General features: G+C 59.5%; 13 protein-coding genes. 5 read left to right on the top strand and 8 right to left on the bottom strand.

What is annotated here, in order from left to right:
* Nucleotides 1-416 precede the first annotated feature (416 nt).
* The 4 genes from SFUM_RS07860 to SFUM_RS07845 are packed head-to-tail and all read right to left on the bottom strand — an operon-like array spanning nucleotide 417 to nucleotide 2,781.
* A complete protein-coding gene (locus tag SFUM_RS07860) occupies nucleotides 417-761 on the bottom strand; it encodes a hypothetical protein (protein ID WP_011698374.1) in 345 nt (114 codons plus the stop codon).
* Between the two features lie 8 nt (nucleotides 762-769).
* Entirely contained in the window at nucleotides 770-1,273 is a 504-nt protein-coding gene (locus SFUM_RS07855; RefSeq protein WP_011698373.1) for a MauE/DoxX family redox-associated membrane protein, read from the bottom strand.
* Nucleotides 1,270-2,196 (bottom strand): cyclic nucleotide-binding domain-containing protein, encoded by a 927-nt coding sequence (locus SFUM_RS21615; protein WP_011698372.1) that lies wholly within the window; start codon nucleotides 2,194-2,196, stop codon nucleotides 1,270-1,272. Before SFUM_RS21615 ends, SFUM_RS07855 begins: the two co-directional genes overlap by 4 nt.
* A gap of 6 nt (nucleotides 2,197-2,202) precedes the next feature.
* A complete protein-coding gene (locus SFUM_RS07845; RefSeq protein ID WP_011698371.1) occupies nucleotides 2,203-2,781 on the bottom strand; it encodes a TlpA family protein disulfide reductase in 579 nt (192 codons plus the stop codon).
* Between the two features lie 694 nt (nucleotides 2,782-3,475).
* Between SFUM_RS07845 and SFUM_RS21610 the strand changes: the two genes are divergently transcribed.
* Together SFUM_RS21610 and SFUM_RS07835 are read left to right on the top strand one after the other, a co-directional pair.
* Nucleotides 3,476-4,366, top strand: a complete 891-nt coding sequence (locus tag SFUM_RS21610) for a hypothetical protein (RefSeq protein WP_011698370.1) — start codon at nucleotides 3,476-3,478, stop codon at nucleotides 4,364-4,366.
* A 98-nt stretch (nucleotides 4,367-4,464) separates the two neighbouring features.
* Nucleotides 4,465-5,292, top strand: coding sequence for a hypothetical protein (locus SFUM_RS07835; RefSeq protein ID WP_011698369.1), 828 nt, complete (start codon nucleotides 4,465-4,467; stop codon nucleotides 5,290-5,292).
* Nucleotides 5,293-5,485: 193 nt separating this feature from the next.
* Here SFUM_RS07835 and SFUM_RS21605 read toward each other — a convergent pair whose 3' ends face one another.
* From SFUM_RS21605 to SFUM_RS07820, 3 genes are all read right to left on the bottom strand, one after another.
* Entirely contained in the window at nucleotides 5,486-5,785 is a 300-nt protein-coding gene (locus tag SFUM_RS21605) for an NfeD family protein (RefSeq protein ID WP_011698368.1), read from the bottom strand.
* 93 nt (nucleotides 5,786-5,878) lie between these two features.
* On the bottom strand, nucleotides 5,879-6,424 hold the full coding sequence (locus SFUM_RS07825) for a hypothetical protein (protein WP_150109462.1): 546 nt from the start codon (nucleotides 6,422-6,424) through the stop codon (nucleotides 5,879-5,881).
* Nucleotides 6,425-6,959: 535 nt separating this feature from the next.
* Nucleotides 6,960-7,445, bottom strand: a complete 486-nt coding sequence (locus SFUM_RS07820) for a peroxiredoxin (RefSeq protein WP_083763987.1) — start codon at nucleotides 7,443-7,445, stop codon at nucleotides 6,960-6,962.
* A gap of 581 nt (nucleotides 7,446-8,026) precedes the next feature.
* Here SFUM_RS07820 and SFUM_RS21600 point away from each other — a divergent pair.
* From SFUM_RS21600 to SFUM_RS07800, 3 genes are all read left to right on the top strand, one after another.
* Nucleotides 8,027-9,244: an STAS domain-containing protein gene (locus tag SFUM_RS21600; protein ID WP_011698366.1), complete on the top strand. Its 1,218-nt coding sequence runs from the start codon at nucleotides 8,027-8,029 to the stop codon at nucleotides 9,242-9,244.
* A 3-nt stretch (nucleotides 9,245-9,247) separates the two neighbouring features.
* The gene (locus tag SFUM_RS22440; protein WP_011698365.1) at nucleotides 9,248-11,170 is read left to right on the top strand and encodes an ABC transporter substrate binding protein; all 1,923 of its coding nucleotides are present in this window, start codon (nucleotides 9,248-9,250) and stop codon (nucleotides 11,168-11,170) included.
* 95 nt (nucleotides 11,171-11,265) lie between these two features.
* Entirely contained in the window at nucleotides 11,266-12,078 is an 813-nt protein-coding gene (locus SFUM_RS07800; protein WP_041440155.1) for an ABC transporter ATP-binding protein, read from the top strand.
* A 196-nt stretch (nucleotides 12,079-12,274) separates the two neighbouring features.
* Here SFUM_RS07800 and SFUM_RS21595 read toward each other — a convergent pair whose 3' ends face one another.
* Nucleotides 12,275-13,903 (bottom strand): AAA family ATPase, encoded by a 1,629-nt coding sequence (locus SFUM_RS21595; protein ID WP_011698363.1) that lies wholly within the window; start codon nucleotides 13,901-13,903, stop codon nucleotides 12,275-12,277.
* Nucleotides 13,904-13,983 lie beyond the last annotated feature (80 nt).

Here is a 13,983-nt window from a genome sequence, read left to right as displayed (position 1 = left end):
GGACGCTTGCCGATCGAGCGATCCTCCGCCCTTGTCCCCGCGAAGTGGTTGGAATCATGTGTTTCCGGGAAAACGCCCCGGCCATTTCTACCATAGCTGCCCACCGTTCCCCAATCCGAATACAATCGAGACGCTTCGATTTCGCAACACATAGTGAATCGGCAAAGTGCGGGCAGGAGTTCTGACTATTCTTCGATTTTGTTCCTGGGAGGGGCTTTCAGGGTCCGCAAGGCTGCCGGACCTCCTCTGCGAACAGAGTTCCTGGGGCGCAGCCAGGGAAGTACCTTGGCGGTCTTGATCGGAAAACGATGACGCTGGACGGCCGATCGGGAGGAAAACCAGCGGAATGCCCCGCAGCATGCGAATGGGGCGACGGTGAAGGCCCTGCGGGGCAGAAATGAGCGAATGCGCCGGGGTCAGTGGATCTTTTTGAACGATACCAGCTTGGAACCCGGAAGCGTGAGGCTGAGCATCTCTTTTTCGATCCTGCCGACGATTACTCCCCCGCCTTTCGTGTTCACCCGGAGCTCATCGTGTTTCACTTCCCAGGAAAAAGGTATCTCATCATCGCCCACCCTCCAGACACCGTCTCCGTTCTGTTTCAGCTCGAGGGTCGTTTCGTCTTGTCTGGGGGAGTCGTTGGCACTGGCCTTGTAGATGCCCACATAGGAATCGTTGGAACCGCACGCGAGCAGCAGGGGGAAAAACAGGCACAGAAAAACCAGCCGTACGATAACCAGGGATTTTGATTTTTTCGACATAAGACAGCCTATCGCGACGAGGCGGGAGCGGCTGCTCCGCTCTTGTCGTAAACAATCGACTTGCGCCGTCGAAAGACGGACAGCCCGTCAAAGAAATAGATCTGCACGGTGAAGAGCAGCATGGCGGCGTTCTCCAATATTTTCCTCCAACCGATGGGCTCGCCCACCGTATCGTAGCAGCCGCACGAGATGGGAGCGCCCCAGTACATGTTGATCAGCACCATGACGTTGAATGCGATCAGCATGAGGCCGATCAGGACTGCGGAAGCTCTCGACATGAAGCCGATGATGAGAAACAGCCCGCAAACGAACTCGAGCCACGGCAGAATGACGGCCCCCAGGTTGAGAAACAGGTAGGGTATCAGGCGGTAGTTCGCGGTCGCCTCGGCGAACTGCGCGGGATAGGGGATCTTGCTCAGGCTGGCGTATATGAAGAAGTATCCGACATAGATTCTCAGCACGAGAGCCACGTATTCGCTCGAGATCAGTCGTTTCAGAAATGAGCGGATCATTCTTTCGCCTTTCCTTCAACGGGGTAGCCCTTCGCTTCCCATTCCGCCAGGCCCCCGTTCAGAATGCCCACGTTCGTGTGGCCTCGAGCGGCCAGCTTCTCCGCGACTTCCAGGTCGTACGGCTTGCTTATCGTCGTCCCGTAAACGACGATCTTCCTGGCCTTGTCTTCCTCGTCGAACGTCATGGTGTAGACGATGTCAAAAAGAGCGAGAGGCATATTGATCGCGTTCTTGATGTGGCGTTTCTGATAAAAGTTGGAGGGCATCGCGTCCACGATGAGGGCGTCTCCCCGCTCCAACTCCTCCATGGCCGTGGAAACGGTGACGGCGGGAAAGGCGTTCCGGTCGGGCATCGAGGGAAACAAAGGGATTCCGTTGGGATTCGAGCGATTGAACGACAGCGCGAGGACGACGGTCACTGCAATGATCAAAACGAACTGGTACCAGGAAAGTCGCGAGGCCTGGTAGGCCTCCTCGGCTTCCTCGAAAATCACCTCATCGTCCTTGAGCAGCCACTGCCGCATTTCCTTGACGAATTTCGTGTAAATATAGGGGAACTCCGTCAACAGGGCGTCAAACTGCTCTTTTGAAAAGACCATGCAGCGCGTCTCTTCCAGGGCGACCACATCCGCCGCCCTGGGCTCGCCCGTGAGCAGCGCTATCTCGCCGAAGTTGTCCCCCGGGCCGAGGAAGCCGAGCTCTCGCTCCATTCCCCGTTCGTTCTTCTTGGTCACCCGGACGCGGCCCGAGGCGATGACGTAAAAGACGTCCGCGGCATCGCCCTGCCTGATCACAAAGCCATGCTGCGGCACGATCCGGTTTTGAGCGGAGCGTGCGATCTCCGCCAGCCTGTCTTTGGGGATATCGCGAAAAAGCGGGCTCTTGGAGAGGCTGTTTATATTCTCGATTTCGTACTCGGTCATGGCAGTCTATTGCTTCTTGCTGAGTTCCCTGAGTTCCTTCAGAACCGCATCGAAATCCGTAATGACTCCAACATGGCAGGCGAGCACCTTGCTGTCGGCTGTGGCCAGGACGAGCATGGTGGGTGTGTCGACGCCTCCCAGGGGGCCGGTGATGCCGTACTCCTCGTCGAGAAACACCGGGAACGGAACCTTGTACGTCTTTCTGAATGCGTCAGCCTGCTTCTTGTTGTTACCGACGGCTATCCCTATTAATTTAACATCTTTCGAGAGCCGGGCGTCATCCTGAATCGCTTTGTAGAGCCTGTTGACTATGGGGGCGTTCGTTTGGCAGTGCGGGCACATGGCACTGAAGAACTCGATCACGACGATCTTCGCGCCAATCTTGGAAATGGTGAACGGCTGGGCCGAAGCCAACTCGAGATACTTCTGAGCCTGAGCGTTTTCGGGGGCCGGCAGGGTGAACGAGGGAACCCGGGTCCCGACGGTGAACTGCTCGTCCTCGGCGCCATGGGTTGAATAGCATTGCAGGAACAACAAGAGGAGAGTCAGCAGCTGGAGATATTTCAGAAATGGTTTGTGCCTCATGTTGCAGTCCTCCATTGATGATCTGTTAATCAACTGTCAGCGTTCAAAGAAATGTCGAACCATCCCGCCGAAGCTCACCTAACGCCGCGGACACCCTCCGAAAAGGGCCCGGGCCGCCCAGGTTCACGAAACAGCGCAAACCCTCGCACAACAAGACTCGGCCCGGCGCAGCCAAGAAAAAGCCCTGCGTCCCGTCTGGGGATGCAGCCGACGATACGAATATTATCGGCGCAGTCAACCACAAAATCCATAACCGATCAAGTAATTTGCGGTCTCATGATGCATTCGCGCCGTTATCGCCGCATGGAAAAACCTGGGGATGCTCTTTTCCCGCATTCAGGCGGTCCGTCATGAATCGAGGGTTGACAAGGCAACAGGAAACCCGCCGACGTCATTCCCGCCCATACGTGAATGATGCTCATGCGGGTATATTATACAACGGGCGACGGCCTCCGGGCAGCAGCGCCGGCCGGGGATGGGGGCAGAAGGTCTTGGGCGTTGCGGCTGCCTTTCTCACGAGAAATGAGGTTGCGCCTGTGGCGCAAACGGGAAGGGCTTCGGCCGTCCCATGAACGAACGACCGATTCGGCAAAGCGTGGTTCGGCTTTGCGTTCGCCGATAAACTTCGCTATGCTGCGAAAAATTGGGGGAAGTTCCGGGAGGAATCGTCGCGCCGAGCCATGAGGAGAACGACATGCGCTGGAAATCTTGCAGCCTGGTGCTGATCGCGATTGTGAGCCTTGTTTTCCTCGCCGCTCCAACTCCCCTTGCCGCCGGTTGCAGGGTGAGTTGGGCGGGGGTTCGCTCGTCTCCTTACGGTATATCGCCTTTTCCCGGACCGGCAGGTTGGAAAAGAGCCATCGATGCCATGACCGGCTACTTTCCCGGTTCCAGGGGAGTTGCCATATGGCTGGTCGGCGAGATCTATTTCAAGGGCGAGAACAGCGGGATGGAGATGGGATTCCCCAATCCCGGCGGAACATACGATCCCCGGATTCGCTTCTCCCCGACCGACAAGCACGAAAGGTATCTGAAGTACTTCGACACTCACGGCATAAAGGTGTTTCTTCAATTCGAGCCCGGCTATGCGAAGGTTGCGGATTTGATCGCGGTCACCCACAAACGTTACGGACATCATCCCTGCATCGCCGGTTTCGGTGTGGATGTGGAATGGTATCGGAGCCGGTGTGACGGGTGCGCCAATGCTAAAGTGACGGATGCGAGGGCCAAGGCGTGGGAACAAAAGGTCAAGTCGCTGAGTAGGAAATATCGGCTGTTTCTCAAGCATTTCGCCAAGTCCGACCTGCCTCCGACGTATCGCGGGAAGATCATTTTCATCAATGACAGCGCGCGGTTTGCAAACGAGCGGGAATTCTTGGATGAGTTTAGAGAGTTTAGTGAAACTTTTTACCCGAATACCGTCATGTTCCAGATCGGCTATGACGAGGACAAGGCTTGGTGGAGCCGCCTCCCCAAGCCGATCCCGCAGACCCTGGGCGAAGACCTGGCGGCGCAGACGCGTCAGGGAAACTGTGGTATCATCTGGGTCGATTTCACCTTGCGGGACGTTCTGCCCACCAAATGACACGGAGCCTGCCTGTCCGGACGGCACCGCGGGGGAGCACCCTTCACCACAGCTCCGGTTCGCGTTCCGGGGCGCAAGAGAGATGGGAATCCGAAACGATGAATCGTGCATGCAAAATCTTCCTGATGGTTCTGGGCCTGGTGGTCGTGTCGGTCACTGCGGCCCGCGAGACGCCGGCCGCGGAGGTTGCGCCCCTCCTGAAATACTACGCCAAGGATTATTGGGTGCTGCTGGGCGGTTCCCACGGCGACAAGTGGCTCACGCCCGAAGCGGTTGCGCCGAAGCTGATGGGCGGCGAGGAGTATCGCGTCTACGCCCCGTTCACCTTCCTCCGGAAGGCGACGGGCGGCAAGGCCGGACCGTGGGGGGAGGCGGACCCCGAATTCCTTGTGCGCATGAAACCGGTCGACAAATCAGGCAAGGACGTTTTGGCCGTCGGGGGCTCGTGGGATGCGATGCCTCGGCGGCCGCGCATTGTGGAGCGCAATTTCGAACCCTATGTCAATGCGGCTCGAGACATTCTGAAAACCAGGGCCATCCATGCCCCCAAGGTGAAGATCACCCGGGTCGCCGAGATCGACCTTGACGGTGACGGTGAAAACGAGGTGCTGGTGAGCGCCGAACACTTCTCCGGCAGGAGTGCGCTCGACAGTCCGAAGCCCGGGGATTTTTCCATGGTGTTTCTGAGGAAAACCGCCCGGGGCAGGGCGAGCGACACCCTGCTGGACGGCTTCTTCCGGACCTCGACCGAAACGGACGAAGGTCCCTCGACGACCTGGCGGATCGTGAACGTGCTGGACTGCAACGGCGACGGGGTGATGGAGATCGTCGTCGGCTATGCCTACTATGAAGGCGGCGGGGCCGCTGTCTACCGGATCAAGGGTGACGCGGTGGAGAAGGTGCTCGGCGTGGATTGGGGCCTCTGAAGGCAAAGCCGAGCCGCTCGAGTGATGCGGATTCCGGTTGCCCGGCTCCGTTTCGCTACGCGGTTGTCCATGTCCGAATCCGGGTGGCGCGTTTTCGGATCTCGCCGCGTTCGGGTTGGCGAAATACCCGGGCACTCCTTTCTGATCGCTACGCGAGCAGTTCCGGAGAAAAGGTCTCTTCTCCGAACACTCTTCAGCCGGTGTCCTCGGATTTGACCTTCAACAGCAGCCCATCCACGTCTTCGATGACGACTCGTGAGCCGGGAACGATGGGAGCGTGACTCGTCGCGTTCCATAGTTCACCGCCGAGTTCCACCTTCCCCTTCTTGCCTTTCCACTGCTTCACTTCGGCGGTTTGCCCGACCATGCTTTGCACATCACACATGGAAACTTTCCTCCGTTTGAGGAGCAGCCACATCAGCGGAAGAATCACGTGCTCGGCGAGCTCAAAAACCAGGACTCCTATCAACAGGCTTGCGATCAACGTCTTCATTGCGTTTGCCGGCCGGTTTCCATCCAGTTGAAATTTGCCCCCGCGGGTTTGAGGGACGAAATGACGAGTCAATGTCGAACAGATTGACTTTTCTCAGTCAACAATCGAGTGTCCGATCAGGAGAATCAGGAGAACCGCCGGTATCGATATCGGGTTGGTGTGCAGTCTGTAGACCGGCTTTCTCATCGAAACGGGAGCGAGCTTGAGTTTCATGACCAGCCCGAGAGCACCCACAGCGATCATGATGCCAAGCCCCCACTCCGGTAGACCGGTCGACCTGCAGTGAGACAGCGTCCAGTGTGAAACGGCGATCACGATGGCGACCGGATTCAGCCAATAGTGGAGCTTCATCAGGTGATGTTTCTGAAGGCGGTTGAACCTTGTCAGGCGGTCCCTGGACGCGGGCTTCAACGGCACCACTTTGTCCGCGGTTTTGAGAAGCTGACTGAGCAGGACCGGAAAATTGGCTATTCCCAGAATCCATGCCGCTGCCTCTCCGGTGGCTTCATTCCCGTGATCGCCCCTGTTGAATTGGTGTTTGCCGAAGTGACGGTGCTTGTCCGCCATCGCCCCACCGGCAAGAACGATCGCGATAATCAGGGCAGTCAATACGACAGCCGGATTAACCTTCATTACCATCCGCATCATTGCCTCCTCTGTGCGGGAATGCACGGCCATCCATCCGACGCAAGCCGATTCCGGGGGAACTCATCCGTATTCCGCCCGAACCGCGATGACGGTAGTGACCTTCATGCGCTCTTGTGGGTATCCATGCAGGGCCGGGACGGCGGTTTCGATACCCGATGTCCGAGCCCGGGAGCCCGACGGCGGGCAAAGTGGGTTCATGTGCAGCACAACAATCGGCCCATCCTCTGCTGTCCGGAAGGACCTCTGACCGCTGACGCCCTCCGTCGGGTCACGTTTCGGCTTCATTTACCGAGTGCCCGCTCGAAAACGATAGACACCCCGATGTCATCCCGCCGGATCGGGTTGCCCTTCCTGCCGCTTGGCCTCGGAGACTGGGCAACGATCGACGGAATCATCCGGCGGGGAGGGCTGAACCGTCACAGTGCCGAAATTCCCGTTTTCTACACAGGGCGATCAACCATGAGGTTCCTTCGACGATCCGGGTCGATTCTTCGCCCGTCAACATTCGAACCACCTCGGAATAGCGCTATTCCACCTTATTCCTCAACGCTTCGAGTACATCGAAGGCGTGCCCGGCCGCTCTGGACACCTTGGGCCAAGCTCCGGCGATTTTCCCTTCGGGGTCGATCAGGACGGTGCTTCTCACCACACCCCATGATTCCTTGCCATACATCTTTTTTATCTGCCAGGCCCCATAGGCTTCGAGCACCTCCTTCTCCTCGTCGGAGAGCAGGGTTATCCGGATATCCCGCTGCTCGATGAATTTCCGGTGGGATTGCATGGAATCCTTGCTCACGCCCAAAACCACGGCGCCCAGCCGCGTGAAGTCTTCCTTGAGCCCCGAAAACTCCAGGGCCTCGGTCGTTCACCCGGATGTGCCGTCCTTGGGGTAAAAGTAGAGAACGACCCATTTGCCCCTCAGGTCCGAGAGGCATACCTGGGCTCCATCGGAGGAAGTCAGGCAAAACTCGGGGGCATCTTTCCCCGGTGTGAGGCGAACCGGCTCGCTCATCGCATTCTCCTGGTGAAACATATTCCATGGGCTTTTGGATCACATACACGGAATTTACCACAGGCGCCCGCGATGTGGGTGGAAATTCGGGTTCCCGCATGTCCCGGCGCGGTCTCGGCAAGCCCGGGAGGCATTGCCGGGGCGAGTCCGCCGGAGGATCCGGCCTGCCCTCGCTCTGCCGAGGCCGAAAGTTGCTGCATTCGCATTTGCCGGGTTCGGTCGAAGGCGCTCTCACGGGGCGGCGGCGATTCCCCGGGGAAGGCACGTGCTGACCGGCATAAGATAACCTATTGAATATAAAGAGAGTTTTTGCAGTCATTGGAGGCTCGGCTCAATTTTTCATTCAAACCCGGTCGGACTGAGTTATCATGGGGCTCGCGGCGGGGGGTGTCTCAAAGACGGACAAGAAAATCTCCAGGGAGGAATTGCTTTTCTCATTCGGATGCTTCACGTGCGAACTCGGCCCGGGAGCTTGTTTTTCCACCGGCTCATCGTTTCCGAATCCCCGCCCGTGAAGCCGGGACGCATTCAAGCGATGCGCCGCGCGTGGGGCGGGGGCGCGCGGCCGGCGGGAACGGACCATGCTGGACGTGACGGTAAGTGAAGATTCCGGATTCAAACGGGTTGCTTTGAAGGGGCGCATGGACGGGATGAGCTCGCCGGACTTGGAACGGCGGCTCGAAGAACTGATCCGTGGCGGGGAGAGGGTGCTGGTCGTCGACCTGGGTGCCGTGAGCTTCATAAGCAGCGCGGGGTTACGCGTGCTGCTCCTTGCGCAGAAGAGCCTCGGGAAAGTGCATGGCGAGGTTTTGCTCTTGAGGGTGCCCGACGTCGTGCTGGGCATACTGCGGGCGAGCGGGATGCTCGACTATTTTCGATTCTTTGCCGATGAAGCGGCAATTTGCACTCACGCCGCCAAGGGAACGGCATCGACCTGGATCGAGACCCTTGAAGCGGACGGAGTCTCAATTCGATGGCTGGATCGGGGCGGTGCTCCGGGATCGTTGAAAGTGCTGGGTTCCCTGGAGCCTCTGGCCCTTGCCGCCTATACGGAAAGGGACGTGGTCAGCGTCAGGGCCGGTGAGCTCCGGTTCGGCGCGGGGTTCGCCGCGATGGGGGAGCGCTATGAAGAGTACAGCCTGGTTTTCGGGGAATCGGTCCTTGTCGACGGCCATTTCTATTGCTACCCGGCAGTGAGACACGCCGCCGTCGATTTCATGCTCGCCACGGAGCAGGGGGCGGGTCTCGAATACAGGTTTCTTCACGGTTTCGGGTTCACCGGGGAATACCGGGGCATTGCGGCGTTCGAGAGCGCGGAGGGCTTCATCGATCTGAACCGGCTGATAGGGCTCGCCTGCGATCGGGTCCAAGCCAATGCACTCGGCCTGGTCCTGCTCGCCGAAAGCAAAGGCCTGTGGGGGATGCACATGAAGCGGATCCCCACGACGGAGAACACCCCCGGCGACGGCGGCGAAATCTTCGATGCCTCGAATTTCGCCGCGTGGATGAACTTTCCTGTGGAACCGGCGGATGCCGATTGCATCGTCATGGGAGCCGGCATCGTGATAAGGGACAGGGAGCTCGAACGGTCCGAGGTCCATCGGATCCTGCCCTCCGGAAGCAATTTCCACATCCACGCGGCGGTTTTTTCCAGGGAGCCCCTCAGCAAGAATCCCGAGAGCTTTGAAGCCGAACTGAAGCGCGCCGCGACGGAGCTCGAAGTCTTCAAAGTGCAGCACCTCCTGGGACGGAGTTGCTTCAGTCGGGGAATGCTGGGCATCATCGAACTGAAGGGATGACGGATGGAACTCTGGATAGGAGCCCTCAACCTCGGGTTGCTGTACGCGTTCATGGCCATGGGGGTTTTCATAACCTTCCGCATCCACAACTTTCCCGATATTACGGTGGACGGCAGTCTCACGACCGGCGCCGCCGTAGCCGCCGTGCTCCTCGCTTCGGGCGCCGATCCCTTCCTGTCGATGCTTGCGGCGTTCGCCGCCGGCGCTCTTGCGGGAAGCATCACGGCGCTCATCCACACACGCCTCGAAATCAACGGCCTGCTTGCGGGAATCCTGGTCATGACGGGGCTGTACTCCGTCAACCTCCATATCATGGGGCGTTCCAACATCCCTCTTCTGCAGCAGACCACCTTCGTTTCGCTCCTGAATGCAATCAATCCCGGTCTGAATCCCGAGGTCTTCATCTCCGTCGCTCTTCTAATCGTCATGCTGATGTTCTGGCTGTTCATGTCGCTCTTTTTCAGGACCGATCTCGGGATCGCCATGCGGGCCACGGGGGACAACGCCGTGATGGCCGCCGCGGCCGGCTTCAACGTCGGGAGGATGAAAGTCTTCGGTGTGGCTCTGGCCAACGGCATGGTGGCGCTGTCGGGGGCCCTCGTGGCCCAGTACCAGGGATTCGCCGACATCGGCATGGGGGTTGGGACGGTCGTGACGGGGCTCGCCGCGGTCATCATCGGCGAATCCATCCTCAAGATGCGCTCGATCTACGCCCATGTTTTCAGGGTAATCCTGGGCTCGGTGGCGTTCAGGCTGATGATCTCCTTTGCGCTCTACGTCGGAATGGACCCCATCGATCTGAAGCTTCTCACGGCGGTCTTCGTCCTCGTCACCCTCGCGGCGTCCAGAATGGCCGACGCGAAAGGCGGTGCGGCCCGGTTTCGATCGGGTCTTTTCGGCGTTCTTTTCGCGAAGCGGCGCAATGCGGTCGCGTTCGGCTGCGCGCTGGCGATCGTCGTGGGGGTGGCGGCATACGGCTACAGGAATTCAGGGCAGTCCCGGGGGACCGTCGCCGGGCAACGCGCCATCGGGCTCGTCCAGGTGGAGGACAACGGCCTTCTGAACATCACCCGAGACAGCTTCGTTGCCGAAATGGACAGGCTTGGCTACAAATCCGGGAAGAACTGCCGGATCGATCTCCAGAACGCAAACGGCGACCTTCCCACGGTGAACGCCATTCTCGACAAGTTCGTCCAGGATGGGTGCGAGGTCATCGTCCCCATCTCGACTCCTTGCGCGCAGGCTGCAATCCACAAGATCAAGGACCGGCCGGTGGTGTTCGCCACCGTTGCAAACCCTTTCATCATCGATGCCGGAAAATCCGATACCGAGCACCTTCCCAATGTGACCGGCGTGTACGGATGGGCACCAATGGACAGGCTCATGGACATCGTGCGGCGGATCAAGCCGGGGAAGATCACCATCGGGTGCGTCTGGAATCCCGCTTTCGCCAACTCCGTTTTTAACGTCGAGATGCTCCGCAACTCGCTGACGCCCTTCAATGGCGAAGTGACGCTCGTCGGCGCCACCGTCAGCAATTCTTCGGAAATCCACCAGGCCGCTCTGTCCCTTGCTCAAAAGAACATAGACGCCTTCGTGCTCGTGCCGGACAACATCGTGTACTCCGCGTTCGATTCGGTGGTGAAGGCGGCGGGACCGAAGAAGATCCCCATATTCATGTGCGATGTCGAGCGGCTGGGCGACGGGGCGCTGAGCGTCCTGGGATACGACTACACGAGCAGCGGGATCCAGGCGGCTCGTCTCGTCGATCGGGTCCTGAAAGGCGGGAATCCGCGGGATATTCCCTTCGAGCGCTACACCAAGCTCACGATGGGGATCAACCTCAAGGCTGCAAAAGAGCTTGGAATCGTCATTCCGCCCGAGGTCACGGCCGTCGCCACGGTGACGATTCCGGAAAAGAACTGAGGCCCAGGTGCGATGAGGTGCGATCGGCGGACACGCAAGGATGGTGTACCGCCGGAGAGCTCCTCCGTCGCGAGACACGATCGCGGGGAATCCAGATGATCGAGATAACGGATCTTCACAAGCGATTCAACACCGGCACTCCCAATGAGGTCTATGCGCTTCGGGGCATAAACCTCACAATAAAGGAAGGCGACTTCGTCACCATCATCGGCACGAACGGATCGGGCAAATCCACGCTCCTCAACGCCATTGCGGGAACCTTCCTGCCGGACACGGGCAGGATCCGAATCGCCGGCGAAGACGTGACGAACAGGACCGATTTCCAGAGGGCGAAACACATCGCGCGCGTCTTTCAAAACCCGTTCATGGGAACCGCCCCGGGAATGACCATCGCGGAGAACCTCCACATGGCGTACCTCAGGGGGCGGAAGGTCTATCCCGCCATCCGGCTCGATGCAGCGCGCAGGCAGGAATATGGAAAAGAAGTGGAACAGCTCGAAATGCAGCTCGAGGACCGGCTGGACAACGTCATCGGGGCTCTCTCGGGGGGGCAGCGCCAGGCGCTCACGCTTCTGATGGCTGTTTTGAACCGGCCGAAGGTTCTGCTGCTCGACGAGCACACCGCGGCGCTGGACCCCAAGTCGGCCGCTCAGGTGATCAAGCTGACCCGCAGATTCGTCGAAAAAGGGAACCTCACCACGTTCATGGTCACCCACAGCATGCAGCAGGCGCTGGACCTGGGATGCCGCACCATCATGATGCACAGGGGCGGAATCATCGACGATCTCACCCTCGACGAAAAGCGCCGAATGACGGTGAACGATCTCCTCGCCAAGTTCGCCGAGCTCCGCCAGGCGGAACGGCTCACCGACGAGATGCTCGTCGCGCTCCGGCGGGATTACCTCTAGCGGGAACAGCCCCGCTGCTTGCAGAGCCGTGAGGCCGGACGGGCATCGATCCGCGTTCAGGATCGCCGACCCAGGGACCGGCGGAGGGCGAGGCGGGCGGGATAAACCCGCCCCCGCGAACCGTGCAATTACAGGACGAGGCTATAACGTCCCGCTTAATGCTGCCGTTTTGCACGCAAGCCGGCGGAGAACGCGATCAAGCGGAAAGAGAGGAGCAGGGAGGGGGATATCCGGCTCTCGGAGAACCGGCATCGATCCTGCTGGTTCTGGGTATTTTCAGGGCCTGTCCCGCCCGAATCCGGTGCTTGTCCCCGAGCTTTGGATTGGCCCTGATGATCAACTTCTCTCCGAGCTTCGGGTCCTCGGGAAACCATTGCGCCGCAATTCTGCTCAAGGTCTCTCCCCTTTTCACGACCACTTCGAACGTCTCCGAGAATTCCACCGTGCTTCCCTCAGGCTTTGAATTTGCCGGCCCGGGGGCGGAATTCCCCGAACCGTCGGCAGCCGCGGTTCCTTGAACCTGCCCGGATTCCTGATCCGTATCGGATTCCCGGCCGACGCCGGGCGCCTGCGGGTCTTGAGCCACATTCGGACCGGTTTCAGGAGCAGAGGAGGCCGCGGCGGGCGAAGGAGCCTCTTTGCCCGGCATGGGGCTGGCCGAGCCTTTCTCGGGGCTTTCATCGAGAGGCTCCGTCACCAGGGAGGACGGAGACGGGGAAGGGGATCGAGGTTCGTTCGGGGCTGACGGCGCCGGGTCCGGAGCGATTTCCTGTGGTCCGGCAGGGATGCGGGCGGTCTTCATGTGTCCGGGAGGCGCGACGGGCAGGGAAGCCCGTTCCGAGGGAGAATCGGAGGATGTGACGCGATACAGGCTGTGAATCCATTCTCCGCCGATCTTTCGCAGGTCGTGCGGATACTCTGCCACGAACAGCCCCACGGCGACCGCAAGAGCCCCCCCGAGGAGCCCCATCCTGAGGTTCCTGCCGAAGGCCGCGCCCGCCCGCTCCGGCACGGGGCCGACATTGCCGTGCACGGCTTTACAGGCCTGCCTGAGCACCCTCTTGTTGACCTTGCGGAGCTTTTGAATGCTGCACATGCGGAGGGCTACGTGGCACAGCTCATTGATATTGCGCGGGACCCCTCCGGTCATGCGATGGATCGTTTCGGCGACGCCGCCCTCGAAACACTCGTCGAAGCCTGACCCCGCCACTTTCAGCCGGTGGTCCACGTAGCCTTTGGTTTCCGAAGCCGTAAGCGGGGGAATGTATCGGTTGATGCTTATCCGCTGCCGAAGCTGGCGCATTTCTCTGCGGTTGAGCTTCCGGCAGATTTCGTCATGCCCGATGAAAAGGATTTGAAGCAGCGCGCACTTGTTCGTTTCGATATTGGAAAGAAGCCGGATATTCTCAAGGCAACCCAGCGAAAGACGGTGAGCTTCATCGATGATCAGCACGAACTGCCTGCCTTGCGCGTGCCCCTCCGTCAGCCCCTTCCTGATGTCGTTCAGCAGTTCGTAGTCTTCCTTCCACTTGGGGTCGACGCCCAGGGTCCTGGCTATGTAGCGCAGAATCTCGATGTATTCCACGTCCGGGTAGGGAACCAGGATGGGATGGACCGAGTCGGGCAATTTGCCGAGCAGATGCTGGAGTATCTTGGTCTTGCCCGTTCCCGCATCCCCGCGGACCAGCGCGAAGCTCTTTCTCTGCTCGACGAAGCAGAGCAGGGCCGAGGTTATTTCCGCATGCTCTTCGGCGGCAAAAAAGAATCGCCGGTCCCGGGTGCCGTCAAACGGGGAGAAGGCGAAACCGAAGTATGAACGGTACATTGTGTGGAACCTCTGAAATTTATGCAAACGCCATGCGGCAGGAGGGTTCTCTGCATTTCGAAACGGCGTCGAAGCCTTCG

This window comes from Syntrophobacter fumaroxidans MPOB (genome assembly GCF_000014965.1).
Taxonomy (GTDB): domain Bacteria; phylum Desulfobacterota; class Syntrophobacteria; order Syntrophobacterales; family Syntrophobacteraceae; genus Syntrophobacter; species Syntrophobacter fumaroxidans.
This window is presented reverse-complemented; position numbering and strand designations above follow the sequence as displayed.